This window comes from Bradyrhizobium sp. I1.14.4, from assembly GCF_050435825.1.
GTDB lineage: Bacteria > Pseudomonadota > Alphaproteobacteria > Rhizobiales > Xanthobacteraceae > Bradyrhizobium.
In genome coordinates this window covers 33359-58978 of sequence record NZ_JBNDLA010000019.1, presented here as the reverse complement: position 1 = coordinate 58978, position 25620 = coordinate 33359, and the positions used below count along the sequence as shown (strand labels likewise).

The following is a 25620-nucleotide window of genomic DNA, read 5'->3' as shown; positions in this document are numbered from 1 at the left end:
CGGAGCTGACCCGACATGACCGCGATCTCTGGATCTGCCGCCGCCGTGACCGGAGCCGCGAGCGGCATCGGCCGCGCGCTCGCGCATGAACTCGGGCTGCGCGGCTGCGATCTGGCGCTCGCCGACCGCGACGAGGCCGGCCTGCAGGCGGCCGCCGTCGAGATCGCCAAGGCGGGCCGGCGCAAGGTCACCGTGCATCGCCTCGACGTCAGCGAGCCGGACCAGATTACAGCGTTCGCGCAAGCGGCCGGTGCCGCGCATCCCGGGCTCAACATCGTCGTCAACAATGCCGGCGTCGCGCTGCTCGGCCAGTTCGGCGAGATCGAGCAGGCGCAGATGGAGTGGCTGTTCAACATCAATTTCTGGGGCGTAGTGCACGGCACGCGCGCCTTCCTGCCACTTCTCGCGCGGCAGCGCGAGGCCCATATCGTCAACATCTCTTCGATCTTCGGCATCATCGCCCCGCCCGGCCAGAGCGCCTATTGCGCGGCCAAGTTCGCGGTCCGCGGCTTCTCCGAAAGCCTGCGCCACGAGCTTGCGATGGCGAACAGCCCGGTCAGATTGTCCGTCGTGCATCCCGGCGGCGTCGCCACCAACATCGCGCGCAACTCGCGCACCGGCGCCGGCGTCACCGACAACGCCCGCCGCGCCGAATCGATCGAGCGCTTCGACGCGGTGGCGAAGAAGACCCCGACGGCCGCCGCGCAGCGCATCATCACCGGCATCGAGAAAAACCAGCCGCGCATCCTGATCGGCAACGACGCCCGCTTCATGGACCTGCTGCAACGCTTCCGTCCTGCGACCTACTGGAAGGTGATGCAGCGGCTGATGGAGAAGACGGCGGCGAAGGTGGCGGGGAACGATGCCAAATAGACGATGTCGTCACCCGCGAATGCGGGTGACCCAGTATTCCAGAGGCGTCTGTGCTGATCGGAGGCCGCGGCGTACTGGGCGGATTCAACCGGTCGTCTCAACACCCCAAGCGAAGGAGGTTGCGATGAGGATGGCGAATTACGCTGCGCTCCTCCGCCCTGCGAAGCCTAATCACCCGCCCAACTGCTTCTTCACCCCGAGCGCCAGCCGAAACAGCGGATCGCTCCGCTCCGACGGATAGAGCGCGCTCTTCGTCACCTGCGGAAAGTTGTCGTTCTTCCAGAACGACGCCGGCGCGAACGAGAATTTTGCGACCAGCCGCCGGCCGAAATCCATCTCGTAGGGGAAGTAGTTTTCCTTCTGCTCGGTGCCGGACATCTCGGGGTATTCGCCGAGCAGATAACCCTCCTGGATATGCGGCCGCACCGCCGACGGCGGGCAGACGCTGGACAGCCGGACGATCTGCAGGCCGGCCTCGGCGCTCGCAGTGATCGCGCCGCTGAGGTTCGGCACGCCGAGCACATAGAGGAAGGCGATACCGGTCTCCGCCAGCGAGGCAAAGGATGCGGCGATCCGGATCGAATGGGTGACGTCGAGCAGCGGCGTGGTGCAGACCTCGTAATGCTGCAGGATCGACCAGCGCAGGATGCGGTGCCGCTTCAGCCGCTCCAGCCCGAGCAGTTTTTCTTTCGCGTATGCTGCAATCAGGATCTGCTCGGCGCGTTGCAGCGTCGCAAACCGCGTCACCAATGTCGCCTGATCCGGATTGCCGCGGCCTGCGCGAAACAGCGTCGGCTTCAGCGACGAGTTGCGCTTGATGTTCCTGAAGTCGGCGCCCTGGCCGCGAAACAGCAGCACATGGTCGCGGTTGAGGAATTGCAGCTCGGCAATCTTGGTCGCAAGCTCGAGATAGGAGCCGACGCGATGGCCCGGCCCTTCCCGCACCGCCGAGTTCTTCGCGACCTGGCATCCCCTGCGGTCGAAGAACGACCAGATTTTCTGGCTGCCGATCGTTTCCATGGAGACACCCGAATTCTCGGTCACCGTGGGGCGGATTAGCCGAAGGCGTAATCCGCCGACTACGCGCGATGCATCGGCGGATTATGCTTCGCTAATCCGCCCTACGAGACCTGCGCCCCTCACCGTCCCACCAGCTGATCGGCAAAGTACCCGATGGTCTTGCGATAGATCACCGCCCTGTTCCACTCGCGCATCGCCTCGAAATTCGCGCTGCCCTCACCGTAAGGCGCGCCCATCTTGAAGCCGCTGGAATGCAGCAGGTTCGCGGTCGAGGCCAGCACGTCGGCGACCGAATGGCGCAAATCGACATGGCCGTCGCCGTCGAAATCGACGCCGTACTTGATGTAGGACGACGGCAAGAATTGCGTCTGGCCGATCTCGCCGGCATAGGCGCCGATCATGTCGTTGAGGCGAAGGTCGCCGCGCTGCACGATCTTGAGCGCGGCGAGCAGTTCGCCCTGGAACAGGTCGGTGCGGCGGCAATCATGCGCAAGCGTCGCAAGCACGCGAAAGACCGGCAGCTTGCCCATGTCGCCCTTGCCGAAATCGGTCTCGAGCCCCCAGATCGCGACCAGGATCTGACGCGGCACGCCGTATTGCTGCTCGATCTTCGACAGCAGCGCCGCGTGACGCTGCAACATGGCGCGTCCGCCATTGATGCGCCCGGCGCCGACGCGGGTTGCGACATACTGCTCGAAGGTCTTGTTGAAGGTGTAGCGCTGCCGCCGGTCGAAGGCGAGCACCCCGCCATCCTGCTGCACGCCGCCGAGCGCCGAGGAGATCACGTCCTGCTGGATGCCGGCCGCAGCCGCGTCCTGCGAGAACGACTGGACGAAAGCCGGGAAACTGCCGCCGCAGCGGGCGGCGTAGGAGGGGGTGGCAAGCAGCAAGGCGCCGAACACAACCGCCAAACGACACCTGAGCATGCAAAAATCCCCCCTGCTTCGAATGGCCGATCATGCCACGGCGGGAGCGAAGCCGTCAAAGCGTCGGCACGGAGGCGCCGCCCCCAGCCTCATTCCGTTTTGGTGAAAGTGCCGATGTTTTCCGTGAACCAGATGAACAGCGACACCAGCACGAGGCCAGGCAGCAGCGGCATCGCGCGGTAAGTGGTCCAGACCTTGAAATGAACGCGGGTGTGCAGGAACAGCCTTTGTGCAGATTTCCCTCAATCCCTGAGTTGCCGATCCAGCCCGACGAAATCGATCTCGGCCCAGCGCTCGGAGATCTTGCCATCGTGAATCCGCCAGAACGTCATGCCGCGGAATTCGACGTGGCGGCCGGTCGGCTGAATGCCGCGCCACGGGCTGCGGTGCCGGCCGCGCCAGACGAAGCGGCCGGCGACGATGTCGCGCTCGGCCACCAGACATTCCGCCACCGCCGACAGATCGGCGAAGGTCTCGTGCATCGCGGCCGAATGCGCGATCACCTCCTCGGCGCTCATCTTCTTGCCTGCGGCATGGTCGAAGAAGTCCGGCGCCAGCTGGGCGCGGATCGCATCGGGATCGAGGCGGTTGGTCACGGCGTCGTAATGCGCAAGCACGAGCGCCTTGTTGGCGTCGAGGGTGGCGTTGGACATCGGCGATCGGCCTTCAAAACAAAAAGTTGTAAAAACGAACGATGCGCCTCATACGCGAATCGGACGCGACGGCGCAAGTGACGATGGTCAGAAAAGTCTCCGCTTTCGGGCCTCGCGCGTTTCGGCTTCGAAGCGAAAGGCGGTTGCCGGGAGATCGCGGACGGCTGTCGGTCGCCATTGCGCGGTCCCCGCGCTTGCTTGCGCGAATGACAGGCTGGCAGGCCACATCAGCGGTAACATCATCCGATGGGGCGATCACGCCGGTGGCATGCACGCGGCACGGCACGGGCGTCCAGCGACGCACGGCACCGCAGCATTTCAGGGCGCGATGCATGAACGGCGAAGGCGCCGGATGCGACCAAGGAGCACAGGCTCGGCGAGCCTGGTCTGCCTCCGCCGGGCCGTTCGCCGTGTCTTGTTCATGCAAAGACGCGCCGCTAAAGCCAAGCAAGCCGGCTGCCACGAGGCCGTCATCCGGGGGACGTCATCCGGTGACGAGTTTTAGGATGAGGATGTGCTGCTGATGACGATCGCCGGGGGTTTCGCACGCGCGCGCAGGGCCGCCGCATCGCTCGGCATCATCCTCGCGCTCGGCGCTGTTCTGACCGGACCGATCGACACCGCCGTCGCGCAGGACTCCCGCGCCAAGCGCGCGCCCGCGCAAGGCGCCGGCAGCGCACAGGCGATCACCGCACAGATGAAGAGCGCCATCGCACTGACGCGCAGCGGCAAGATCGACGCCGGCTATGCGCAGCTCAACGCCGCGCTCGACGCCGCCGACAGGCTCGACGACGCGCAGTTCGTCATGGGGCAATATTTCGACGCGACCGCCACGCTGCGCGCGGTGAAGCGCGACGATCTGGCCGAGAAGCTGTTCGTCCGCGCGTTCCAGGGCAAGGCGGCCGCGCAATCGCCGCCCGGCAATGCCGACGTGCTCCTGATGTACGCGATCCTCATATCCGACCACGCCAGGATCGCGGAGGCGGTCCCGCTCTACATGAAGGCGATCGCGGCCTTCAACGCCTATTGGGGCGAAGGCTCCGAGGAATCGCTGATCGCCAATGACAAGCTCGCGGTCGCGCTGTCGGCCAACGGCTCGGCGGCATCGGCGACCAATCTCGGCCGGCATAATTTCGAGCGCTCGGAGAAGGCGCTGGGGCCCGACCATCGCACCACCTGGAAGCTCGCCAACAATTATGCCGACATGCTGCGGGAGATCGGCGCGCCGGCGAAGGCGCTCGAGCTCGATCTGTTCGCGATCGAGAAGCGCGCCAGGCACTATGGCGAGAACCATCTCAACACGCTGGTGACCGTCAACAACGCCGGGCAGGATTTCCTCAATCTCGGACGCTTCGACGAGGCCCGCCGCTACTTCCGCCGGCACCGCGCGATCGCGACCGTGCTCGCACCAAGGGATCCGAGCTTCGCCGGACAGGCCGATGCCTGGCTGTTCTACACCGACATGCGCGACGCGGGCGATGCCGCGATGCCGCAAGCCGATCTGGAGCGGCTGGAGGCAATTGTCGCCAATGAGGAGAATTTTGCGGACTTCCTGCGCATCAAGGCCGCGGTGCTGGCCGCCGGCCAGCGCGAGCGGCGCGGCGAGCTAGATGAGGGTATGCGGCTGCGCGAGACGGCGCTCGCGATTTCGACCCGCGCCTTCACCGCGCAGCATCCGGTCAGCTTCGAGATCAAGCTCGGCATCGCGGTTGCCCTGATCGCGACCGACCCGAACCGCGCCGTGCAAGAGTTCACCGCGCTCGACCGCGGGATGTTCGACTGGATGAAGCGCGAGGTCGGGACATCAGGCGATCGCGCCGTCGCGGAAGCGATCCGCGCCCATGCCGACCATCTGCTGTTCGCGTTCGGCCGCTTCGCCGCCGGGGCCGGGGCCGCGATGGCACAGCCAGCCTTTGCCGCCGCCGTGCTGCGCTGGAAGTCGCTCGGCGGCGGCGGCGACGCGGCGGCGCTGCGCCAGCTCGAGACCCAGGTGGCCGGCAGGGACGAGGAGACCGCAACGCTGCTGCGCGCGGCGCTCCGCCTCAATGGCGAGAAGCGGGAGCTGTTCTCGTCGGGCAATATCGACGACTGGGCCCGATCCGCGTGGCAGCGGCAGGACGCGGCCGAGAAGGCGCTGGGCAAGCGGCTCGATGCGATCGGCGTCAAGCTGCCGCAAGACCCGATCCGTCCCTCGCAGCTGCTCGCGCCTGACGAAGCTGTCATCAACTACTTCATCACGCGGCAATGGAAGGCGGATCGCCAGTCGAAGGAGCCGCTGGCGGCAACCGTGCTCTACGCCATCGTCGAGACCGTGCAGAACGAGCCGCAAGTCGTCGATCTCGGCGATCCCGGCCGGATGGTCGACACCGGCGTACGGACCGAGATCGCGCGGCTGCGCGCGACGCGGACCAGCGTGCCAGTGCTTGACGCCAAGGAGCCCGACAACAAGGGGCTCGACAACAAGGGCCGTTTCAAGAATCTCCGCGACCGGCTGCTCGCACCGCTGGAGCCCGTCCTGAAGGACAAGACCACGCTCTATGTGGTGCCGGACGGATTCCTGTTTGCCGTGCCGTTCTCGCTGCTGCCGGACGCCGACGGCGGGCTGCTGGAGGACCGCACCACGATCCGGATGCTGACCAGTCCCGACGCGCTGATCGCGATCCATGCGCGCGAGAAGCTCGACAGGACGGGCGCGATGCTGCTCGCCGGCGACATCGAATACGGCCGGCCGGGCCCGACGCCCCTGCCCGGCACCAGGACCGAGATCGAAGCGATCGCAAAGCTCGCCCGCGCGCGCGGCGCGCCGGTCGAGATGCTGACCGGGCGCGGCGTCAGCGAAGCCGTGCTGCGCGAGGCGATCGGCAAGGCGCGGATCGCGCATCTGGCGACGCATGGCTTCTATCACGATAGCACGGCGTCAGGCCTCGACACGCTCTGGCAAAGCGGCATCGTGCTGTCGGGCGCCGGCGACAGCCGGTGGCCGCTGCGCGATGACGGCGACGGCTATCTCTATGCTTTCGAATTGATGGACTGGGACCTGTCCGGGCTTGATCTGCTGGTACTCTCGGCCTGCGAGACCGGCCGCGGCGACGAAAGCTTTGTCAGCGGCCTGCGCGGCCTGCCGACTGCGCTCGGCATCGCCGGGGCGCGGCGCGCGCTCTTGACGTTGTGGCCGGTCGCCGACGAGGGCACCGCGAACTTCACCGTGCGCTTCTACGAGCATTTGGCTGATGGATTGACCTATTCCGATGCGCTGCGCCAGACTAGGCGCGATGCGCGCGACGGCAAGGTCGCCGCCGCCAAGGATCCGGCCGTGTGGGCGGCGTTCGTGCTGTTCGAGGGCTAAGCGCGCCCCACCTTACGCAAGGGTCCTGCGCCGCCCAATCGCGCAAGGCAGATCGGCACGAGGGGCAGGCGATTTGCTTTGACAGCGGCGGCCTGATCGGGGACAAGCCGCCCATGCCGAAAAAACCCGGAACCAATCCCAAAGGCGAATTCGCCTTCTTCAACGTCTTCTATGAAGACGGCTCGCAACGCTCCAACCGCCGCGTACCGTCGGAGCTGCTGGGCGGGCTCGACGGCGACGAGCCGGTGCGCGCGTTCCTGCGCGACCAGGACCGCGAGATCGCCGAAAAGGGCGGCCGCCCGCCGCTCGAGATCAAGACCATCGAGCGCGTCGGGGTGAAGAAGAAGTAGCGGCGTCGCCTAGGCATTGAGGATCTCGATCAACAGCGAGCGCTCAGCACACGCCCGCAACTAACAGCGGAGCAAGCGGCCCCCCGGGCACTGGCGCTTGAATTTTGCGAGATCTCTGCAAATGAAAACGGCGGGCCCTTGCCCGCCGTTCTTGTCTCGATGGATGCCCGGGTCAAGCCCGGGCATGACGACCCGAATTAGTTGTCGAGGAACGACCGCAGCTTCCGCGACCGTGACGGGTGCTTCAGCTTGCGCAGCGCCTTGGCTTCGATCTGGCGGATGCGTTCGCGGGTGACCGAGAATTGCTGGCCGACTTCCTCCAGCGTATGGTCGGTGTTCATGCCGATGCCGAAGCGCATGCGCAGCACGCGCTCCTCGCGCGGGGTGAGCGAGGCCAGCACGCGCGTCGTGGTTTCGCGCAGATTGGACTGGATCGCGGCGTCGATCGGCAGGATCGCGTTCTTGTCCTCGATGAAATCGCCGAGATGCGAATCCTCCTCGTCACCGACCGGGGTTTCGAGCGACAGCGGCTCCTTGGCGATCTTGAGGACCTTGCGGACCTTCTCCAGGGGCATGCCGAGCTTCTCGGCAAGCTCTTCCGGGGTCGGCTCGCGGCCGATCTCGTTGAGCATCTGGCGCGAGGTGCGGACGATCTTGTTGATCGTCTCGATCATGTGCACGGGGATGCGGATGGTGCGGGCCTGGTCGGCGATCGAACGGGTGATCGCCTGCCGGATCCACCAGGTGGCGTAGGTCGAGAACTTGTAGCCGCGGCGATACTCGAACTTGTCGACCGCCTTCATCAGGCCGATATTGCCTTCCTGGATCAAGTCGAGGAACTGCAGGCCACGGTTGGTGTACTTCTTGGCGATCGAGATCACGAGACGGAGGTTGGCTTCCACCATCTCCTTCTTGGCCTGACGGGCCTCGCGCTCGCCCTTCTGCACGCCGTGCACGATCTTGCGGAATTCGCCGATCTCGAGCCCGGTGAGCGCGGCCAGCGACTGGATCTCGTGGCGCAAATCCTTGATGCGGTCCTTCTCGTGATGGACGAAGTTCTTCCAGCCCTTGGCCGACAGCTTCGAGACGCGGTTGAGCCAACGCGGATCGAGCTCCGAGCCCTGGTAGTTGCGCAGGAAGTCCTCGCGCGCGACGCCGTGGCTGTCGCCGAGGCGCAGCAGGCGGCCCTCGAACGAGACCAGCTTCTTGTTGATGTCGTAGAGCTGCTCGACCAGCGAATCGATGCGGGCCTGGTTGAGGCGCAGCGACTTCACCTCGACGATGATCTCGTCCTTCAGCTTCTTGTACTTGCGCTCCTGCGAGGGCGACAGCGACTCGCTCTGCAGCTGGTTGGCGATGTCCTGCTCCTGCAGGCGGCGCAGCTTCTTGTACTCGGACGCGATCTTGTCGAAGGTTTCGACCACCTTCGGCTTCAGCTCGGCCTCGATGGCGGCGAGCGACATCTGGTTCTCGAACTCGTCGTCGTCCATGTCGGATTCGGCGGCGGCCTCGCCGGGATCCTTCTCCTCGACGGCGGCTTCGCCACCGGCGGGCGCGGCGCGGAACGGGGTCGGCGACGGCGGCGCGGCGGGCGGCGCGACATGGGCCGGCGCGCCGGCGTCAGCGCCGTTGCCATTGGCTTCAGCCGCAGCGCCTTCGGGATTGTTGGCGATCAGGTTCGGATTGATGCCGCCCTTCGACTCGGGGCCGGCATAGGTCGCTTCGAGATCAATGATGTCGCGGAGGAATATCTTTCCTTCGTTAAGCTCGTCGCGCCAGATGATGATGGCCTGGAAGGTCAGCGGGCTTTCGCAGAGCCCCGCGATCATCGCCTCGCGGCCGGCCTCGATGCGCTTGGCGATCGCGATTTCGCCCTCACGCGACAGCAGCTCGACGGTGCCCATCTCGCGCAGATACATGCGCACGGGATCGTCGGTGCGCTCGCCGGGTTCGGACTTCTTGACCTCGGTGACGGCCTTCTGCGTGACCTCGACGAGCTCGTTGTCGGTCTCGTCGTCGCCGTCGTCCTTCTCGTCCTCGCCTTCGGAGTCGTCGGCCTCGGTGACGTTGATGCCCATGTCGGACAGCATCGACATGATGTCTTCGATCTGTTCGGGCGAGGTCGTGTCGGAGGGCAGCACTTCGTTGAGCTGATCGAAGGTCACGAAGCCGCGCTTCTTGGCCTGCTTGATCATCTTCTTCACCGCGGCATCCGACAGGTCGAGCAACGGCGACGGCGCGTCAGCGGCATCCTTCTCAGGAGCATCCGCTGCCTTGTCGTCTTTTTCCTTGTCCTTAACCTGCAGCGTCTTTGCCTTGGTGGCCATTCACTAAGCTCCCGAAACGCGGTCATGCAAGATGGCGCCACGCACGCGCATCCGCACGAAATCTAGATTTACTCTCTCGACGCGCAAAGGGCGGCGCACACTATCGCCACCCCTGTCATCCGTCTCGACGGTTTCCAATCTTGAATAGCCGCGAGGCTATTAAGTTTCGCTTAACCCTGTTTTTGCAGCCAAACCATGGATTTGGCGAGTCTTTTTGCAGGTGCGGCAAGCGCCGTCCGCAGCATTTTTGTTATCAGACATTACGCTGGAACCGGCCCGATAATTCGCCAAACCCTTCGATCAGGGCTTCGGTCCCGTCGGCTTCTGCCATCCGGGCCTGGATATCCTGCAGCCATGCCAGATTGGCCTCCCTGGAGTCTTCAGCCAAAGCCACTTCCGCATCTTTTCTTTCCCTAAGTAAGGCGTGGGTTTTCTGATGCAAGGCAACGAGTTGACGCCAGGTCGATAAAACATCCTCGCGCGCGGCGCCGATCTGCGCGCCCCACACCGCCTGGGTTGTGATCACCCGCTCAACCCTTTGAAGAATCTGCGATAATCCGCCAGCCTCGAGGTCGGCTCGCATCTTCTCGGCCTGCTCCTCGGCGTCCGGGGAATGGTGATGGTCGTGGGCGAAGGCCGCAATGATGGCGGCTCGCAGCTTGTGGGCCTCGGGGTGGGCGAGCTCGAGGGCGGCCACCTCCTCGAGATGGTCGTGCAGCAGCCAGGGGTGATTGATCAGGGATTGCAGGATCAGGGCCTCGCGGCGGGAGATCGCGCTGCGCTGACCGCGCATGATCGGGCTGTTGGCGAGCTGGGGGCTGGCGGCCTGATAGGGCCCCCGTGAAATCCCGGGGGTGGCGCCGCCCTTGGCGCCAAACCGGCCACCCTGGGCCGGTCCGCGGGGGGCAAACTGGCGGGGTGATTCGCCGCCGCGTCCGCCGCCGAAATTGCCCCTGCCGTAGCCGCCGCGGCCATAACCGCCGCGTCCGCCCTCGGGGGCAAAGTTGCGCTGCAGCCGTTCCTGCAGGTCCTGCCGGTAGTAGCGGCGCACGACCTCGTCGCGGATGCCGTTGGTGAGCTCGCCGATCCGCGCCTCCAGCGCCGCGCGGCGCTCGGGGGTATCGAAATTGCCGCCCTCGATCTCGCGCGACCAAATCATGGCGGCGAGCGGGCGCGCCGCCGAGATCACGTCCTCGATCGCGCCGCGGCCGCCGGAGCGGGCGAGATCATCAGGATCCTGCCCTTCCGGCAGCAATGCGAAGCGCAAGCTCTTTCCCGGCTTGAGCTGCGGCAGGGCGATGTCGGCCGCACGATACGCCGCCTTCTGGCCGGCACGGTCGCCGTCGAAGCAGAGGATCGGCTCGTCGACCATCTTCCAGAGCAGGCCGAGCTGGTTCTCGGTCAGCGCGGTGCCGAGCGGGGCGACGGCGCCGGGAAAGCCCGAGGTCACCATGGCGATGACGTCGACATAGCCCTCGACGACGATCAGCTGCGCGCCGTCATGCGCGGCCTGGCGCGCGGTGAACAGATTGTAGAGATTGTCGCCCTTGTGAAACAGCGTGGTTTCCGGCGAGTTCAGGTACTTTGCCGGGACGTCCTTCTCCAGCGCGCGGCCGCCGAACGCGATGACGCGGCCACGGGCATCCGTAATCGGGAACATGACGCGGTCGCGGAAGCGATCGAACGGCACCGGCTTATCCTCGCCGGACACCAAAAGCCCGGCCTCCACCATGTCCTCGGTCGAGATGCCTTGGGCGCCGAGATGCTCCTTCAGCGCAAAACGATCCGGCGGCGCATAGCCCATCCGGAACTGGAGTTGGGTCGCCGGCGAGATGCTGCGGTCGGCGAGATAGCCGCGCGCCTTGGCGCCGTTGCGCGAGGCGAGCGTGTCGGCGAAGAACTTCGTCGCCAGTTCCATCACGTCGTGCAAGGTGCGGCGATGCTGCTCGTGGCGCGCCGCATCGGGCGTTACGGCCGGGAGCGCGACACCCGCCATCGCGGCGAGACGTTCCACCGCCTCGGGGAAAGTCACGCCCTCGGTCTTCATCAGGAAGTCGAAGATGTTGCCATTCAGCCCGGACGAGAAGTCGAACCAGGCCTGCTTCTGGTCGTTGACGAAAAACGACGGCGTCTTCTCCTGCTGGAACGGCGACAGCCCCTTCCACTCCCGCCCGGCCTTCTTGAGCTTGACACGCCTGCCTACGACTTCCGAAACCGGAAGCCTGGCGCGCAGCTCATCGAGGAATTCGGGCGTGAAACGCATCAATGTGATTCTGGGCTCGGGCGACGAATCGCGGACAACCGGTTAGCCATATAGCGGCACGACCGGACATGCCGAACAATGTGGGGCTTTTCCGGGCTATTCACAGGCCAGTCCAGCCTTGACAAGGCAAATACAACTGTATATACATTCTCAAAATCAGAAAACATCGGAGGAAGCGCACCCGTTGGTTGGGCAGTGATGGCCCGCTCTACTGGATTCTGACCGATGAAAGACCGACTTGATGAAGGCGCTATCGCGGGCTTCGAATGGGATGCAAACAAGAACCGATCGAATCTAGAGAAGCATGGAATCGACTTTGATGATGCAACCGAGATCTTCTACGGCCCGGTCATGGTTCATCGATCCGATCGCAAAAATGAGGAGCGCTGGGTCGCAATAGGTGTTCTGGTCAGCAGGCCTATCGCCGTAATCTTTACGCGAAGAGGCAGCACGATCCGGATCATCTCCGCACGCCGCGCGAGGAAGAATGAAGAAAGAGACTATCGTAACGCGAAAGTGGGGCGATCGCCGAAAAGGCAAGACTGATTGGGCGCGCGTCGATAGGTTGACCGATGCGGATATCGAGAAAGCAATCGCAAAAGATCCCGATTGGGATGAGTTCAAGGATATCGACTGGTCAGACGCCGTGCTCGTGGTCCCGCCGCGCAAAAAGGCGATCTCGATCCGGATGGATGAGGACGTGCTCGACTTTTTCAAGAAGGAGGGCGACGGTTATCAGCGCCGCATAAATGCTGTGCTGCGGTCCTATATGGAACAGAAGGCCAAGCCGAAGAAGCGGGCGTAGCTCTCAGGCACAGCCCGGCGCCTGTTGTCGGGTGCCCGTTCGTGCGCCCCGGTGGAGCTACCCCCAAATCCACAGTGGAGAGACGTTTCTGCCAACTTGAACCTTTCCCGCTTCCGGGATTGGATAGCGCCATGTTCACGACATTCAGGGGCGGACCGAGCGGTGGCTGGAAGGTCACGTCCATCACGCGGGTGAAGGGCGAGACGCTGCCGAAGGTCGCGGCGCTGTCGGTGGTTGCGAGTGAGTCGATCGCGCTGCCGCTGTTGCCGGCGCAGACCTCCTGGCGGCTCGCCGGCGTTGCCAGCCATCTGCGCTACACCGAGAAGGACGAGCGCGAAAAGCTTGCCGCCGTGCAGGCCAGGCTCGGCCGCAGCGAGGCAACGCATGCGGCGCTGATCCCGATCAGGAAGTCCGCGGCGTGGTGGGAGCTCGCGCAGGAGGAGCGCCGCGAGATATTCGAGGACAAGTCGCACCACATCGAAGCTACCCTGAAATTCCTCCCGGCGATCGCCCGCCAGCTGTTTCACGCCCGCGACCTCGGCATGCCCTTCGATTTCCTGACCTGGTTCGAGTTCGCACCCGACCATACGAGCCTGTTCGACGAACTGGTCGGCATGCTGCGCGCGACCGAGGAATGGACCTTCGTCGAGCGCGAGGTCGACATTCGCGTCGAGCGGGAAGCGTGACGTCCCCCTCGGTCATTGCCGGGCATAGCCGTCCGAAGGACGGCGTCGCTTCCACTCGCCTATGACCCGGCAATCCATCAAACCAAAGGACTCTTGCGAACTAAGATGGATGCCCGGGTCAAGCCCGGGCATGACGAAATATGCGGTTACGATCAGGGATTAATGCTCGAGGAATTTTCCTGACACGACCCGCGGCAGCTCGGTGACGGGCCAATTGTAGAGATAGGTCCACGCTTCGCTCACGCCGCCGTCGGCGAGCGTGACCAGCAGCAGCTCACGGACATATTCGGTCGGCGGCGGAAAGCCTTCACCGCAGGCTTCGTACATGTCGAATTCGCGCAGCATGGCCTCGCGCTCGCGCAGGCGGAACAGTTCGCCATGCACGATGTCGGCGGGATCGTCCGATGCCACCAGGCCCGGATAGTGCTTCACCAGATAGAGCCGCCCGCGGCACTGCGCTGGCCCAAGGAATTCGGCATTGCCCGCGAGCAGCTTCGCCATCGGATGATCGAAGCCGCGCATCAGCGTGCCATAGACGAAGAGAAGATCTGATGTCATGGCCCTCTATGTCATTGCGAGCCAAGCGAAGCAATCCATGCCGCCGCAAAGATGGATTGCTCCGTCGTTTCAGCGCAACATTGCCTTGCGATTTTGTCGCGGGCTCCTCGCAATGACGAGAGACCACCTCAAGCCGCCGCCACCTCGTCGGTCACGACGACGAACTTCGTCAGCGTCATGCGGCCGAAGCTTGTGGTGAACGCGACGTCGGCAGCGTCGCGGCCGGTCGCCATCAGGATGCGGCCGATCCGCGGCGCGTTGTGGCGAGCGTCGAATGTGTACCACTGACCCGACAGGTAGACCTCGAACCAGCCGGAAAAATCCATCGGCGCAGGATCCGGCGGCACGCCGATGTCGCCGAGATAGCCGGTGCAGTAGCGCGCCGGAATGCCCATGCAGCGGCAGAATGTGAGCGCCAGATGCGCGAAGTCGCGGCAGACGCCGGCGCGGCTTTCATAGACGTCGTGCGCCGACTTCATGTGATGGGCGTGCTGGTAGCCGAACGTCACATGGTGGTGCACGAAATCGGTGATTGCCAGCACCCGCGCCCAGCCCGGCTGTGTGCTGCCGAACAGCGACCAGGCGATATCGGTCAGCTTGTCGGTCTCGCAATAGCGGCTCGGCATCAGATAGAGCAGCATGTCGTCGGGCAGCTGCTCGATCGGAATCTGTTGAGCCGCCGGATTGACGACATCGGGCAATCCGGAATCCCGCACCAGCGCACTGCCACGGAAGGTGACGCCACCGCCAGGGGCGACCAGACGCCCGCAGACATTGCCAAAGCCGTCGCGATAGAGGCCGATCGGAACGCCCGGCTCGGCTGAAATGCTCTCGGTGCCGACAATGTCGGCGTAACGCGATGGATGGATCGACAGCATGATCACCATCGGGGTCGGCTGCGCCGCCGTGTAGGTGATCTCGAAGCCGACCTTGATCTGCATCGTCAGGCCGTCTCCCGCTCCGCCAAGCTCTCGCCGACCGAGACGACCTTGATCTCGACGTCCATGGCGAGATAAGCATCCGCTGCGCCGAGATAGACGCCATGCAGCGGGATCGCCTGACGCGGATCGCGCGCCACCGCGACGCGGATCAGATCGCGCGTGCCGACGATGCCGTTGGTCGGATCGAACTCGATCCAGCCGGCGCTCGGCAGATAGACCTGTACCCAGGCATGGGTCGAGCCGCCGCCGACATAGCCATGCGCGCTGCCGGCGGGCATGGCGAGATAGCCGGAGACGAAGCGCGCCGCGATGCCAAGCCGACGCAGCGCCTCGATCATGAACAGCGCATAGTCGCGGCAGGTGCCGGACTTCGTCCGCAGCGTATCGAGCGGATGCTGGGTGCCTTGCTCGTAACGCTTGCGATAGCTGAACGCCTCGCGAATGCCATGCGTCATGTCGCTCAGAATCTTGAAAGTCAGTGTCGGCGACTCGACATCAAGGAAGTGCCGCGCCCAGGCCGAGAGCTCGCCGTTCGGGTCGCCATATTGCGGCGTGATGAACTGCTGCAGATCGGGGAATTCCTCATCGTCGTAGAGGAACGGATAGAAGTAGGCGGGATCGTCCGGCGTCAGCGCGAACGTGTCGGCCGGATTGTGCTCCACCGTCGAGGTCGAGACAAAGGACAGGCTGTCGGCGCGCTCGTCGAAGGCGGCGATCGCCACGCTGTTGCCGAACACGTCGTGGATCCAGCGCAACGACATCGGCTGCGGGTCGATCACAAGTGCGCTGTCGAGCACGCGCAGATCATGGCCGTCACGGGGGCGCAGCATGATGCGGTGTTCGCCGAACGCCACCGGGCGCGCGTAGCGATAAACGGTCTTGTGATGAATAGTCAGTAGCGGCATCTTCAAACAATCATCGTGATTTCGGGTCGCTTAATCTATAGAGAAAGCTGCTCGATTCCAGACCAGCATGCCGCCTGAATAGGCAAAGTTGAGGAAAAGGCCCTTGAATTACGGCGGCAGTCCATCCCTCCTCGCAAGCACCGACGCTTCACCGGTTCTTGAACATAATCCGGCCGGCCGCTCACCGTTCCTGTTCACCTGCGACCACTTCGGCAGGCTGATTCCCTCCCCACTCGGCGATCTCGGCCTGCCCGAAACTGAGCTCGTGCGGCACATCGCCTGGGATATCGGCATCGCCGGCGTCACAACCCAGCTCTCCGACCTGCTCGACGCGCGCCTGATCGCACAGCGTTATTCGCGACTCGTGATCGACTGCAATCGCCCGCCGCTTGTCGCAAGCTCGGTCCCGCTGATCAGCGAAGCCACTACCGTTCCCGGCAATGAGGGCCTGTCGCGCGAAGCCGTCGAGATGCGCCGCGCGCAGATCTTCGATCCCTATCACAGGCGCATCGGCGAGATCATCGACGCGCGTGCACGTCAGGGCATGGCGACGGTGCTGGTGTCGCTGCACAGCTTCACGCCGGTCTACGCCGGCATCGCACGTCCCTGGCACATCGGCACGCTCTATCACCGCGACAAGGCGCTGCCGCCGCTGCTGCTGAAGCATCTGCGCAGCGAGGGCGATCTCGTGGTCGGCGACAACGAGCCCTATGCGGTCAGCGACGAGACCGACTACACGATCCCCGTGCATGGCGAGAAGCGCGGCCTGATGAACTCCGGCATCGAGATCCGCCAGGACCTGATCTCCGACCAGGCCGGCGAGACGGCGTGGGCCGAGCGGTTGGCGCGGATCCTCAGCGAGATCGAGACGACGTTGCGTGCGGAAGCGCTGATCTAGGGTCTGCACTCAACCGACCTGGGGTTCCGCTTCCGACCCGAAGAAACCGGTCTCAACCTCATGCCACAGAGAGTGATCTGAACAGGAGACACAGACAACATGGTGGGCGATACGAACGTTCGGGCTGGCCAGTGCCATTGCGGTGCGGTGCGTTTCGAGGTGACGCTCAGCGACGGCTTCAATTCGATCCGCCGCTGCACTTGCTCTTACTGCCGAATGCGAGGCGCCGTCGTTGTCATGGCGGAAATGGGTGGGATCAAGTTCCTGCAGGGCGAGGATGCGTTAACAAGCTACCGCTTCCATACCGGATCAGCGCAGCACTTCTTCTGTTGCCGTTGCGGAATCTACACCCATCATCAAAGACGATCTGACCAGAATCTATATGCCGTAAACGTGGCTTGCCTGGACGGGGTCAGCCCCTTCGATTTTGCCGAGGTGCCGGTCATGGATGGTGTCAATCACACCAACGACACCGGCAAGCCAACGCGTCGAGCGGGCACACTCCGCTTCATCCTGGCTGACTAACCATCGCTGTCCGGCGCGCACCCTGGCAGATCGAACGACCAGCTAGCCGTTCGGACGGCGGGGATGAAGGCGCCGCTTTTTCGGCAAGCGGTTGACCGACGTCGCCTTGCGCTTCCGGACCGGCATGCGCGCGACCCTGGACTTGCGGACAACCTCGATTGCGGCCGCCGAGCCGACGCAACCGTGGCAGATGATCTGCGGTGCGCGCACCGGCGCGATGCCGCACGCCAGGCGCTTGCGCGGCGGTGATTGCTCGTTCGATTTCTTGTTCGATTTCTTGCTCATCTCCGCGGTTGAGACACCGCAGGGAGAAGCATATTCCGATTGGATCGAGTTGACGTCGCTGATTTGACCTGACCGCTCGCTCCTTGGTCGAGCAGCGATCAGGCGAGCCTGATCAATTGGGCCGGCGCCGCAAGATAAACGCCAGATAGAGCAGCACGGGCAGGCCGAGCGCCACCCACGAGACGGCATCCCACCAGCCGTCGCCGACCAGCGCGCTGATCAATCCCACCGTGCTCACGATCGCGATGACGAGCGGGGCGGCGAAGATCCGGGTCAATGAGCGGTGTGCGACCATGCCGATGTCACGACGTGAGTGCGGGGTTGTCGATGGAGGCGGCGTTGACGATGGCGCGTTCCTGGCTCACACCCGCCCTGCGTCGACGTATCCACAAATACACGCCGGTCACGAGGATGAAGATGGTCAGGATGTCGAGCAGCGCCCAGACGATCTTGAGCGGCATGCCGCCGTAGTCGCCGAAATGCAGCGGCTGCGAAACGTACAGCGCCGACACATACCAGGGCATATCGCGGCTGTCGGTCAGCGTCCCGGTTTCCGCATCGATCAGCGCGGGCTTCAGCAGCCGCGAGGTCAGCGGCGTATCGCCGTGCAGGAACACGGCGTAGTGGCTCTTGCTGCTGAACAGGGTTCCCGGAAAGGCGACGAAGCTCGGCGTCATTCCGGGCACCGCATGCTTGGCCACCTCGACGGCCGCATTCAGCGACGTCAGTTTCGATGGCACTGCCCGGTCGCGATACTGCGCGGTCATTTCGGCAAGCTGGCCGAATTGCCACATCTTGAGGACGAGATCGGCCCAGGTATTGATGACGCCGGTGAAGCCGACCACCAGCGTCCAGGCGACCAGCAGGATGCCGGCGAGATTGTGGACATCGAGCCAGCGCACGACGCGGGTCCGTTGCGCACGGTAGGCGCCGAAACGCAGCTTTCGCATCGACGGCGCGTAGACAACGACGCCGGAAATGATCGCGGCGCAGAACAGGATCCCCATCAATCCCAGGAACAGTTTTCCGGGCAGGCCCGCGAACATGTCGGTGTGCAGCTTCAGCATGATGTAGGTGAAGCGGCCGGTCACATCGGGCGAATCGAGATAGGCGCCGCTATGCGTATCCATCCGGATCAGAAGGTTGTTGGTCGGATCGGCGTCGATCGTCGGGCCAACGCTGACCCACATCGCGCCGGGTTCGTCGCGATCCCAGATCAGGAAGTGAGGCACCTTGCCCGGCGCCTGCGCCAACGCGTTGGCAAGCAGATGGTCCAGATTGGCCGGCGGCGTGCCGGGCGGCACCTCGGCCGCCTTGACCTGGCTGTGCAGGAGGTCGTCGATCTCGTCGTGGAAGATCAGCGGCAGGCCGGTGACGCACAGCAGCAGCATGAACAGGGTGCAGATCAGGCTGGTCCATTTATGGACGGTACCCCATCGCTGCAGGGATTTGGTCGTCGCAGTCAACTTCGCTACCTAATTCCGGAGTCTCCATTCTTGCCGTCACTAACACGATGGAAGATGCGCGCAGCCCCGCGGCGATTAGAACTCGTCCAGTGTTGGACTTATCGTTGCACGTGTTGCGATCTCGCAACGAGAACGTCAGGGAGCTGCGACGATGCGTCCCGCCCTTCGAAGCAACTCTTGGATCGTTCCTTGGATCGTTCTAAGTTAAATCGACGCGATCGACGACACAGCGGCCTCGCGCATGACGGCTCCATCGCCGAGGCACCCCCGCGCCGTACCACGAGACCTTATCAGGCCTGCGCTCAACCGGCTGACGCGGCTTGAACGGCATGCTTCGCATGCCATTTCGGGCCCGGCCCGCGCATGTAGTGGAGCTCGGGCCGGTAGGGATCGCGAATTCGCTCGATCAAGTTCTGCCAACCGGTCGTGATCGCGCTCAAGCGGCGGCGAAGAAGCAGCAATGATGACTGCAGCGACGGCATCGCTCGCGCTCAGTGCGGCTTGCCGAGAACGGATGCGAAGGACAGGATAACGATCTCCTCGCCGGCCTCGTCGCTGACATGCATGGCCCAGTCACGCCAGTCTTCCAGACTGGCTGTTGCGACCAGCGATCGCATCATGCATGTCGCCGCCTCGCAGGCCTCGGAGAGGCTGGCCACCGAGCTGCCGCGGCGATCCATCAACACCCCGTGCGTGTTCGAGCAATGAAAATAGACCTGGGCCATGTACGTGTCCTCGCAAGCTCTGGGCGAGCAGACTCGTCTTCTGCGCGACGAAGCTCTACGTTTCTTGGACGCGACCATCCGCGATGCGGTTCACACGGGCGCGGGCGGCGCGGCGGCCTCGCGGAATGGTGATCAAGCTCCAGCATCGCCTCTCACCAAATCGCGATTTGACAGTTTTTCCATTCTTGTCAAAATCGTCAAATGGGACCGAAAACCCGTATTCTCGATGCCACCATGCTGGTGTTCCGCCGGCACGGCTTTCGCCGCTCGTCGATCGAGCAGGTCGCCGAAGCGGCCGGCCTGACGCGGCAGGCGCTCTATCACCATTTCGAATCCAAGGAAGCGCTGTTCCGCGCCGTGATCGAGCGCATGCATGAATCCGCGATCGCGGCCGAGCAGACGGCCGTTGCCGAAGCGGAGACGGCGGATGGCAATCTAGGCGACATTCTTGCCGCAGGCATGATGGCGCGGATGTCAACCATGATCGCGTCGCTGGACGGCTCGCCACATCTCGAGGAATTGTATTCCGAACACCTCGTGCACGCGCGCGACCTCTACCAGATCTACGCCGCACGCTATGCGGAGCGGATGGTCGCGACGATCTCGCGGATCGTGCGCAAGCAGCAGCTGGCGCTGCCGCAGGGCCTGACGCCGGCCGAATTCGCGCGGCTGGTCGAAATGTCGATGTACGCATCGAAGTCGCAGTACCCGGCGATGCAGCCGGCGGATGCGTTCCTGAAGGACATGGCGATGATGGTGCGAACGCTCTGCGCGGGCGCCGTGCCGAAATCGCAGAAGCCGCCCGTCAAGAAGGCGGCGATCCCAAGAAAGCCGACACGCAGCAAGACAGGAGGACATCCATGAGCACGACGACCATCAATGGCCGCGTTGAAGCCCTGCCCGATGATCCCGACGCGCTCTTGATCGACATCGTGCGCGACCAGTTCAAGTTCACCGGCACCAAGCTGGTGTGCGGCGCCGGCGTCTGCGGCGCCTGCACGGTGCTGGTCGACGGCGCGCCGGTCGCAAGCTGCCTGATGCCGGCGCACGCCGCGGCCGGCAAATCGGTGACGACGGTGGAGGGCATCGGCGCCACAAGCCTGCATCCGGTGCAGAAGGCATTCATGGCGCATGACGCCCTGCAGTGCGGCTTCTGCACGCCGGGCTTCATCGTGGAAGCGACCGCGTTCTGCGACCACTGGCGCGCGACAAAGGGAACGACGGTGCCTTCGCGCGAGGAGATCGGCGCGGCGTTGTCGGGCCATCTCTGCCGCTGCGGCGCCTATGACGGGATTTTCCGTGCGGTGGCGGATGCCTGCGCCGGCCGCTTCGACGGCGACAATGTCACAGCCCCACGCGTCGAGGCGCGCGACAAGGTGACGGGCGCGGCGAGATATACCGTCGACATCAACCATGATGGCCAGCTCGAAGGCCTGATCCTGCGTTCGCGCGAGGCCCATGCGCGCATCACCGCGCTTGACCTGGCTCCGGCGCGCTCGTTCCCCGGCGTCGCCGCGGTGTCGCTGCTCGGCGACGACCGTATCGTGCGCTTTGTCGGCGAGCCGATCGCGGCGGTCGCAGCCCCGGATCGCAAGACCGCGCTGGCTGCACTGGCCGCGATCAAGCTGACCAGCGAACGCCTGCCTTCGGTGATCGGGCTCGACGCCGGACGCAAGGATGATGCGCCTGTCGTGTTCGACAAAGCGAGCCGCAAGCGGGCCGGCAACGTCTCGGAAGCGGCCGGCGGGCCGGCGCCATGGAAGCAGAACATCCGCGGGCCGACCGCGGTGTTCTCGACACGCGCCAAAAAGGCCCGCAACTGGGTGGACGAGGCGCGCCAGGCCAACAACCAGCTGCTCGTCGAAGCAACCTTTCGCACCGCCACGCAACAGCATGCATGTCTCGAGCCGCATGCCGCGGTGGCGCGCTTCGACGGCGATCGGCTGACCGTGCACGCCTCGACACAGCAGGTTTTTCACCTGAAGGAGCAGATCGCAAAGCGCTACAAGCTCGGTCACGACAAGGTCCGCGTGATTGCCGATCACGTCGGCGGCGGCTTCGGATCGAAGGCGAGCCTGGGCATGGAGACGATCGCCGCGATCGAGCTCGCGCGCGAGGCCAAGGCGCCGGTACGGGTCGCCTACGATCGGCAGGAAGAGCTCTCCGTCGCCGGCTATCGGCCGGCCGCGGAACTGAAGGTCGCGCTGCTTCCCTCCGAGCAGGGCGGCTTGAAGGCACTCTCCGTCACCGCACATGCCGATACCGGGGCCGCGACCAACTCGACGATCGCGGGCCTGGCGCGGCTGATCTATCCGGCCGAGGCGAAGGATCTTTCGGATTTCGACGTCATCAGCAATTTGCCTCCGGGCGCCGCCTTCCGCGGCCCAGGCGGTCCGCCGATGGCATTCGCCGTGGAGCAGGCGATCGACGAGGCCGCGCTGCGGCTCAACGTCGACCCGATCGCCCTGCGCAAGCGCTGGGATCCCGATCCCAACCGTCAGCGGCTCTACGACTGGGCATCCGGGCTCGAGCTCTGGCGCAATCGCAAGCCGGCGCAGAATGGGCGCTATCGCCGCGGCATCGGGGTCGCCACCGGCTACTGGCTCTATCTCTGGCAACCCAACGTCAAGGTCGAGGTCGCGGTCAAGGCTGGCCGCATCGTCGCCAGCACCGCGACGCAGGACATCGGCACCGGCACCCGCAGCGTGATCGCCGACACGATCGCGCGCGAGTTCGATCTCGAACCCGGTGATATCGAGGTGCGGATCGGCGATTCATCGCTGCCCGAAGGGCCCGGCTCCGGCGGCAGCCGCGTCACCGCCTCCGTGCTGCCGCCGACGCTGCTGGCGGTACGAAAGCTGAAGGCCGCGATCCTCGAACAGGCCACGCGAAAGCCTGCGCCCGGCTCGAACGCGCCCTGGCGCGAGCTGATCGCGCGCGCGCCCGACATCGCGGTGGCGGAGACGCGCGGCGAGGACAGCAAGAACACCGCGCCCGGCATCCGCTCGCCGCTGCGCGAAGTCGGCCTGATGGGCATGGTGTTCGGCTGGATGATGCGCCGCTTCTCGAACATCGCGATCGGCGCCGGCGTGCCGAGCTCGGTGCAGGTGATCGAGGTGGAGGTCGACACCTGGCTCGGCCATGTGCGCGTGCTCAACGTGCATACCGGCATCGCGGTCGGAAAGATCGCAGCGCCCGCGCTGGCGCGCAGCCAGGCCTGCGGCGCGGTGATCCAGGGCCTTGGCTACGCCCTCTACGAGGCCCGCGAGCTTGATCCGAACAGCGGCGACGTCCTGACCGCGGGAATGGAGGATTATCGCATCCCGGGCATCGCCGACACGCCCGAGATCGATGTCCATTTCGACGAAGCCGGCTTCGACCATGTGCTCGGCAATAGCGTCGGCATCGGCGAGGCGTCGACGGTGCCGACCTCGCCCGCGGTCGCGAACGCGATCTGCAACGCGATCGGCGTCCGCCTCACCGAAATTCCGATCCGGCCCGACCGCATCATCGCCGCGCTGAAAGGGAGGACCGCCGCATGAGTGCCGCAACTCGAGAGGCAATGTTCGCGCCCGAATTCCGTGCCGCCGGCACCGATCTGTCGGAGCGCCGGCGCAGCGGCCTGTCATGCGGGTCGATCATCGATCTCGCCGCCAGTCCCGATACGATCGGTGTAGCGTGGAGTACCGACGGCTCGGCGCGCATCGGCGCCCTGACCGCGATCGCTGCGATCGCATCCAACGGGCGGCTCGCCCAGGCCTATCCCGGCATCGCTGCCGCCGCGCAAGGCCTTGCCACGCCGCAGATCCGGCACATGGCGACGCTCGGCGGCAACCTCGCGCAGCGTTCGCGCTGCTGGTACTTCCGCAATCCGCAGATCGCCTGTCTAAAGAAGGGCGGCTCCGACTGTCCGGCGCGGTCGGGCAACCATCTCTATCACGTCGCGTTCGATCTCGGCCCCTGCGTGGCACCGCATCCGTCGACGATGGCAATGGCGTTATTGGCCTATGATGCGAAAGTCACCACGGACCGGCGCAGCGGATTGTCGATTCCCGACCTGCTCGGCGACGGCGGCAACGGCGCGGCGGACAACCTGCTTGCATCGGGCGAACGGATCGAGAGCATCGAGCTGCCTGTCCCACTGGCCGGCGAGCGCGCGCTTTACAAGCGCGCCATCAGCCGCTCGCACGCGGAATGGCCGCTGGTCGAGATCTGCGTGCGAGCCGTGTTGGCCGGCGGCACGTTCCAGCAAGTCCACATCACGGCCGGCGGCATCGCCCCGGTACCGCTGCGGCTTGCGGCATGCGCGGCGGCGCTGGAGGGGAAACCCGCCAACGCGGCAGCCGCCGCCCAAGCTGCCGCGCTTGCGGCATCAGGGGCGAAGCCACTACCGATGACGGGGTACAAGCTCGATCTGCTGACGGGCCTTGTGCGCGACGTGGTCGAGCGGATTGCCGCGTAGCGCGCCTGTTCACCGCGCCCGGGTCAGCGCCAGCCAGATCCCGCCGCCGATCATGAAGCCGCCTGATATGCGCGACATCAGCCGGGTCCGCTCCTTGGAGAAGAACTTTCGGGCGCGGCCTGCCGCCAGTGCGTAGGCGGCGTCGGTCAGCACGGCGGTCGCCATGAAAGTGAGGCCGAGCAGCACCACCTGCGGGATGTGCGGCTTGTCCATGTCCATGAACTGCGGGATGAAAGCGCCGAAGAACACCAGTACCTTCGGATTCGAGAGCAGCACCAGAAAACCTTGCAGGAAGAAGCCGCCGCGCGGCGGCGGCGGCCGATCGTCGGTGCCGACGCCCTCGACCGGCGAGCGGATCAGCTTGATCCCGAGCCAGACCAGATAGGCCGCACCGGCGAAGCGCACCCAGTCGAACCAGTACCCCATCGTCGCCATCAGCGAGGTCAGGCCGACCGCGACGATGCCGATCACGATCGCCAGCCCGACCTGCGCACCCACCACATTGGTGAGCGCCGCGCGCGTGCCGTAGCGCAGGCCATTGGCGATCACCATCGTGACGATCGGACCCGGCAACAGCGCCAGCGCAATGCAGGCGGCGACGAAGGCGAAATAGGCTTGCAGGGACATGATGCTTCTCTTTCGTTCCTGTCATTATGCATGTGAAGGACGCAGATGGAAGCGCGCTCGTCCCCCTCGCCCCGCTCTTGCGGGGAGAGGGTTGGGGTGAGGGGCCCTCTCCGCCAGGCGGTGCAAATTGCTAGACCTGTACCCCCTCACCCGGATCGCATCTGGCGATGCGATCCGACCTCTCCCCGCAAGCGCAGGGCTGTCCGGGGAAAGTTTTTCGGTTGCAAACGGGGCCGCGGAAGACTCGCATCGATTGCATTTTTCGAGCTTTGGACCCCAATCGGTGCTCTTTCTTCCGCATCTGCGGCGGCCGTCCGGCAAAAAGAATGCACGTCGCGCCCATCGAAGGTTGTGAAAGTGCGGGCGAAGACTCGTCTGCGTTGCACGGAGATTTTCCCCGGACAGCCCTGCCGCAAGCGGGGCGAGGTGAAGGGGACCACATCCACTCAACGGCTTTCCATCGCGGCCATCATCCACGCTCTGATCTCTCGCCCCTCCAAAAACTTCAGCGTCGCCCCCTGCACGCGCGCCGCATCTCCACTGCCCTGCGCCGCTACTGCCATGAGATCGCAGCGATGCGACACCGCAATGCCGATCGCGGTGCGCGTCCCGTTAGGTAACTCGATATCGTAAGCTCTGATCCGTCCCAGCATGTCGGCGACCCGCACGACCTCGCCCGCCTTGCGCGCCACAAAGCGCGGGCTGATCATGTCGATATCGGCGACGCGATCCACCTCGTCGTCATCGGCGATGCCGCTGTCGCAATTGCAGAAACCGAGCTTCGGCCTGAGGTAGACCTCGACGTCAGCGCCGCACTCGGCCGTGCCGCAGCTAAATGCGCGGCCGGCGGGCCAGCCGTCGCGCGGGAACGGCCAGGCGATTTCGCGCCACCGAGCGGCCCGCGGCGGCGCCATCTCGTAGCCCGCAACGGCGGACAGGCCGCCGAGCGCCAGGAACATCGCCGCGATGATCGGCCACG

The 25620-nt window shown here is 64.9% G+C and carries 26 protein-coding genes and 1 pseudogene; 12 read left to right on the top strand and 15 right to left on the bottom strand.

From position 1 onward, the window contains the following. Window positions 1-15: 15 nt before the first annotated feature. Window positions 16-873, top strand: a complete 858-nt coding sequence (locus ABIB78_RS28660; RefSeq protein WP_429030495.1) for an SDR family NAD(P)-dependent oxidoreductase — start codon at window positions 16-18, stop codon at window positions 871-873. A gap of 171 nt (window positions 874-1044) precedes the next feature. Here the strand turns inward: ABIB78_RS28660 and ABIB78_RS28655 are convergent, their stop codons facing one another. The 4 genes and pseudogenes from ABIB78_RS28655 to ABIB78_RS28640 all read right to left on the bottom strand — a co-directional run bounded on the left by ABIB78_RS28655 (window position 1045) and on the right by ABIB78_RS28640 (window position 3472). Then, the gene (locus ABIB78_RS28655; RefSeq protein WP_429030493.1) at window positions 1045-1893 is read right to left on the bottom strand and encodes an FRG domain-containing protein; all 849 of its coding nucleotides are present in this window, start codon (window positions 1891-1893) and stop codon (window positions 1045-1047) included. 119 nt (window positions 1894-2012) lie between these two features. Continuing rightward, window positions 2013-2819, bottom strand: coding sequence for a lytic murein transglycosylase (locus tag ABIB78_RS28650; protein ID WP_429030490.1), 807 nt, complete (start codon window positions 2817-2819; stop codon window positions 2013-2015). A gap of 98 nt (window positions 2820-2917) precedes the next feature. Beyond that, a pseudogene (locus ABIB78_RS28645) lies at window positions 2918-3043 on the bottom strand (DUF817 family protein); the annotation flags it as partial. An 18-nt stretch (window positions 3044-3061) separates the two neighbouring features. Beyond that, window positions 3062-3472 carry an ester cyclase gene (locus ABIB78_RS28640; protein WP_429030487.1) on the bottom strand — a complete coding sequence of 137 codons (411 nt, stop codon included), beginning with the start codon at window positions 3470-3472 and terminating at the stop codon, window positions 3062-3064. Between the two features lie 523 nt (window positions 3473-3995). On the opposite strand from ABIB78_RS28640, the gene ABIB78_RS28635 reads away from it, so the two are divergent. Together ABIB78_RS28635 and ABIB78_RS28630 are read left to right on the top strand one after the other, a co-directional pair. Further along, window positions 3996-6818: a CHAT domain-containing protein gene (locus ABIB78_RS28635; RefSeq protein WP_429030484.1), complete on the top strand. Its 2823-nt coding sequence runs from the start codon at window positions 3996-3998 to the stop codon at window positions 6816-6818. A 113-nt stretch (window positions 6819-6931) separates the two neighbouring features. Further along, window positions 6932-7168: a hypothetical protein gene (locus ABIB78_RS28630; RefSeq protein ID WP_029082033.1), complete on the top strand. Its 237-nt coding sequence runs from the start codon at window positions 6932-6934 to the stop codon at window positions 7166-7168. 197 nt (window positions 7169-7365) lie between these two features. Here ABIB78_RS28630 and rpoD read toward each other — a convergent pair whose 3' ends face one another. Beyond that, window positions 7366-9495: an RNA polymerase sigma factor RpoD gene (gene rpoD, locus ABIB78_RS28625; RefSeq protein WP_429030481.1), complete on the bottom strand. Its 2130-nt coding sequence runs from the start codon at window positions 9493-9495 to the stop codon at window positions 7366-7368. Window positions 9496-9748: 253 nt separating this feature from the next. Continuing rightward, complete coding sequence (gene dnaG, locus ABIB78_RS28620; protein ID WP_429030478.1) at window positions 9749-11758, bottom strand: DNA primase; 2010 nt, start codon at window positions 11756-11758, stop codon at window positions 9749-9751. A gap of 225 nt (window positions 11759-11983) precedes the next feature. Between dnaG and ABIB78_RS28615 the strand changes: the two genes are divergently transcribed. The 3 genes from ABIB78_RS28615 (at window position 11984) to ABIB78_RS28605 (ending at window position 13249) form a co-directional block, all read left to right on the top strand. Then, window positions 11984-12304 carry a BrnT family toxin gene (locus ABIB78_RS28615; RefSeq protein ID WP_429030477.1) on the top strand — a complete coding sequence of 107 codons (321 nt, stop codon included), beginning with the start codon at window positions 11984-11986 and terminating at the stop codon, window positions 12302-12304. Between the two features lie 19 nt (window positions 12305-12323). After that, window positions 12324-12563, top strand: coding sequence for a BrnA antitoxin family protein (locus ABIB78_RS28610; RefSeq protein ID WP_429030474.1), 240 nt, complete (start codon window positions 12324-12326; stop codon window positions 12561-12563). A gap of 131 nt (window positions 12564-12694) precedes the next feature. Beyond that, window positions 12695-13249, top strand: a complete 555-nt coding sequence (locus tag ABIB78_RS28605) for a chlorite dismutase family protein (RefSeq protein WP_429030472.1) — start codon at window positions 12695-12697, stop codon at window positions 13247-13249. Window positions 13250-13408: 159 nt separating this feature from the next. Here the strand turns inward: ABIB78_RS28605 and ABIB78_RS28600 are convergent, their stop codons facing one another. The 3 genes from ABIB78_RS28600 to ABIB78_RS28590 form a co-directional block, all read right to left on the bottom strand. Beyond that, entirely contained in the window at window positions 13409-13807 is a 399-nt protein-coding gene (locus tag ABIB78_RS28600; RefSeq protein ID WP_429030469.1) for a gamma-glutamylcyclotransferase family protein, read from the bottom strand. A gap of 128 nt (window positions 13808-13935) precedes the next feature. Next, window positions 13936-14748, bottom strand: coding sequence for a transglutaminase-like domain-containing protein (locus tag ABIB78_RS28595; RefSeq protein ID WP_429030466.1), 813 nt, complete (start codon window positions 14746-14748; stop codon window positions 13936-13938). Between the two features lie 2 nt (window positions 14749-14750). Further along, window positions 14751-15653, bottom strand: coding sequence for a transglutaminase family protein (locus tag ABIB78_RS28590; protein ID WP_429030464.1), 903 nt, complete (start codon window positions 15651-15653; stop codon window positions 14751-14753). 103 nt (window positions 15654-15756) lie between these two features. On the opposite strand from ABIB78_RS28590, the gene ABIB78_RS28585 reads away from it, so the two are divergent. The 3 genes from ABIB78_RS28585 (at window position 15757) to ABIB78_RS28575 (ending at window position 17428) form a co-directional block, all read left to right on the top strand. Further along, window positions 15757-16551, top strand: a complete 795-nt coding sequence (locus tag ABIB78_RS28585; protein ID WP_429030461.1) for an N-formylglutamate amidohydrolase — start codon at window positions 15757-15759, stop codon at window positions 16549-16551. A gap of 99 nt (window positions 16552-16650) precedes the next feature. Beyond that, on the top strand, window positions 16651-17076 hold the full coding sequence (locus ABIB78_RS28580; protein WP_429030459.1) for a GFA family protein: 426 nt from the start codon (window positions 16651-16653) through the stop codon (window positions 17074-17076). Between the two features lie 91 nt (window positions 17077-17167). Next, a complete protein-coding gene (locus ABIB78_RS28575) occupies window positions 17168-17428 on the top strand; it encodes a hypothetical protein (RefSeq protein ID WP_429030457.1) in 261 nt (86 codons plus the stop codon). Window positions 17429-17473: 45 nt separating this feature from the next. Here ABIB78_RS28575 and ABIB78_RS28570 read toward each other — a convergent pair whose 3' ends face one another. From ABIB78_RS28570 to ABIB78_RS28555, 4 genes are all read right to left on the bottom strand, one after another. Then, a complete protein-coding gene (locus tag ABIB78_RS28570; protein WP_429030455.1) occupies window positions 17474-17656 on the bottom strand; it encodes a hypothetical protein in 183 nt (60 codons plus the stop codon). A 7-nt stretch (window positions 17657-17663) separates the two neighbouring features. After that, the gene (locus ABIB78_RS28565; protein WP_429030453.1) at window positions 17664-18827 is read right to left on the bottom strand and encodes a PepSY-associated TM helix domain-containing protein; all 1164 of its coding nucleotides are present in this window, start codon (window positions 18825-18827) and stop codon (window positions 17664-17666) included. A 302-nt stretch (window positions 18828-19129) separates the two neighbouring features. Next, the gene (locus ABIB78_RS28560) at window positions 19130-19309 is read right to left on the bottom strand and encodes a hypothetical protein (protein WP_429030451.1); all 180 of its coding nucleotides are present in this window, start codon (window positions 19307-19309) and stop codon (window positions 19130-19132) included. Window positions 19310-19318: 9 nt separating this feature from the next. Then, the gene (locus ABIB78_RS28555) at window positions 19319-19552 is read right to left on the bottom strand and encodes a DUF6894 family protein (protein WP_429030448.1); all 234 of its coding nucleotides are present in this window, start codon (window positions 19550-19552) and stop codon (window positions 19319-19321) included. Between the two features lie 201 nt (window positions 19553-19753). On the opposite strand from ABIB78_RS28555, the gene ABIB78_RS28550 reads away from it, so the two are divergent. From ABIB78_RS28550 to ABIB78_RS28540, 3 genes are read left to right on the top strand one after another with little or no spacing between them, the layout of a single operon-like run. Next, a complete protein-coding gene (locus tag ABIB78_RS28550; RefSeq protein WP_429030446.1) occupies window positions 19754-20416 on the top strand; it encodes a TetR/AcrR family transcriptional regulator in 663 nt (220 codons plus the stop codon). Next, window positions 20413-23094 (top strand): molybdopterin-dependent oxidoreductase, encoded by a 2682-nt coding sequence (locus tag ABIB78_RS28545; RefSeq protein ID WP_429030444.1) that lies wholly within the window; start codon window positions 20413-20415, stop codon window positions 23092-23094. Before ABIB78_RS28550 ends, ABIB78_RS28545 begins: the two co-directional genes overlap by 4 nt. Beyond that, a complete protein-coding gene (locus ABIB78_RS28540) occupies window positions 23091-24014 on the top strand; it encodes an FAD binding domain-containing protein (RefSeq protein WP_429030441.1) in 924 nt (307 codons plus the stop codon). Before ABIB78_RS28545 ends, ABIB78_RS28540 begins: the two co-directional genes overlap by 4 nt. 9 nt (window positions 24015-24023) lie before the next feature. Here ABIB78_RS28540 and ABIB78_RS28535 read toward each other — a convergent pair whose 3' ends face one another. Both ABIB78_RS28535 and ABIB78_RS28530 read right to left on the bottom strand, forming a co-directional pair. Continuing rightward, entirely contained in the window at window positions 24024-24641 is a 618-nt protein-coding gene (locus ABIB78_RS28535; RefSeq protein WP_429030439.1) for a LysE family translocator, read from the bottom strand. A gap of 446 nt (window positions 24642-25087) precedes the next feature. Continuing rightward, window positions 25088-25600, bottom strand: coding sequence for a hypothetical protein (locus ABIB78_RS28530; protein WP_429030436.1), 513 nt, complete (start codon window positions 25598-25600; stop codon window positions 25088-25090). Between the last annotated feature and the right edge of the window lie 20 nt (window positions 25601-25620).

What these genes read in the sequence shown, in the direction of transcription:
- ABIB78_RS28660 (WP_429030495.1), top strand. Translation starts at nt 16, where the DNA reads ATGACCGCGATCTCTGGATCTGCCGCCGCCGTGACCGGAGCCGCGAGC.
- ABIB78_RS28655 (WP_429030493.1), bottom strand. Translation starts at nt 1,893, where the DNA reads ATGGAAACGATCGGCAGCCAGAAAATCTGGTCGTTCTTCGACCGCAGG.
- ABIB78_RS28650 (WP_429030490.1), bottom strand. Translation starts at nt 2,819, where the DNA reads ATGCTCAGGTGTCGTTTGGCGGTTGTGTTCGGCGCCTTGCTGCTTGCC.
- ABIB78_RS28640 (WP_429030487.1), bottom strand. Translation starts at nt 3,472, where the DNA reads ATGTCCAACGCCACCCTCGACGCCAACAAGGCGCTCGTGCTTGCGCAT.
- ABIB78_RS28635 (WP_429030484.1), top strand. Translation starts at nt 3,996, where the DNA reads ATGACGATCGCCGGGGGTTTCGCACGCGCGCGCAGGGCCGCCGCATCG.
- ABIB78_RS28630 (WP_029082033.1), top strand. Translation starts at nt 6,932, where the DNA reads ATGCCGAAAAAACCCGGAACCAATCCCAAAGGCGAATTCGCCTTCTTC.
- rpoD (WP_429030481.1), bottom strand. Translation starts at nt 9,495, where the DNA reads ATGGCCACCAAGGCAAAGACGCTGCAGGTTAAGGACAAGGAAAAAGAC.
- dnaG (WP_429030478.1), bottom strand. Translation starts at nt 11,758, where the DNA reads ATGCGTTTCACGCCCGAATTCCTCGATGAGCTGCGCGCCAGGCTTCCG.
- ABIB78_RS28615 (WP_429030477.1), top strand. Translation starts at nt 11,984, where the DNA reads ATGAAAGACCGACTTGATGAAGGCGCTATCGCGGGCTTCGAATGGGAT.
- ABIB78_RS28605 (WP_429030472.1), top strand. Translation starts at nt 12,695, where the DNA reads ATGTTCACGACATTCAGGGGCGGACCGAGCGGTGGCTGGAAGGTCACG.
- ABIB78_RS28600 (WP_429030469.1), bottom strand. Translation starts at nt 13,807, where the DNA reads ATGACATCAGATCTTCTCTTCGTCTATGGCACGCTGATGCGCGGCTTC.
- ABIB78_RS28595 (WP_429030466.1), bottom strand. Translation starts at nt 14,748, where the DNA reads ATGCAGATCAAGGTCGGCTTCGAGATCACCTACACGGCGGCGCAGCCG.
- ABIB78_RS28590 (WP_429030464.1), bottom strand. Translation starts at nt 15,653, where the DNA reads ATGCCGCTACTGACTATTCATCACAAGACCGTTTATCGCTACGCGCGC.
- ABIB78_RS28580 (WP_429030459.1), top strand. Translation starts at nt 16,651, where the DNA reads ATGGTGGGCGATACGAACGTTCGGGCTGGCCAGTGCCATTGCGGTGCG.
- ABIB78_RS28570 (WP_429030455.1), bottom strand. Translation starts at nt 17,656, where the DNA reads ATGGTCGCACACCGCTCATTGACCCGGATCTTCGCCGCCCCGCTCGTC.
- ABIB78_RS28560 (WP_429030451.1), bottom strand. Translation starts at nt 19,309, where the DNA reads ATGCCGTCGCTGCAGTCATCATTGCTGCTTCTTCGCCGCCGCTTGAGC.
- ABIB78_RS28555 (WP_429030448.1), bottom strand. Translation starts at nt 19,552, where the DNA reads ATGGCCCAGGTCTATTTTCATTGCTCGAACACGCACGGGGTGTTGATG.
- ABIB78_RS28550 (WP_429030446.1), top strand. Translation starts at nt 19,754, where the DNA reads ATGGGACCGAAAACCCGTATTCTCGATGCCACCATGCTGGTGTTCCGC.
- ABIB78_RS28545 (WP_429030444.1), top strand. Translation starts at nt 20,413, where the DNA reads ATGAGCACGACGACCATCAATGGCCGCGTTGAAGCCCTGCCCGATGAT.
- ABIB78_RS28540 (WP_429030441.1), top strand. Translation starts at nt 23,091, where the DNA reads ATGAGTGCCGCAACTCGAGAGGCAATGTTCGCGCCCGAATTCCGTGCC.
- ABIB78_RS28535 (WP_429030439.1), bottom strand. Translation starts at nt 24,641, where the DNA reads ATGTCCCTGCAAGCCTATTTCGCCTTCGTCGCCGCCTGCATTGCGCTG.
- ABIB78_RS28530 (WP_429030436.1), bottom strand. Translation starts at nt 25,600, where the DNA reads ATGTTCCTGGCGCTCGGCGGCCTGTCCGCCGTTGCGGGCTACGAGATG.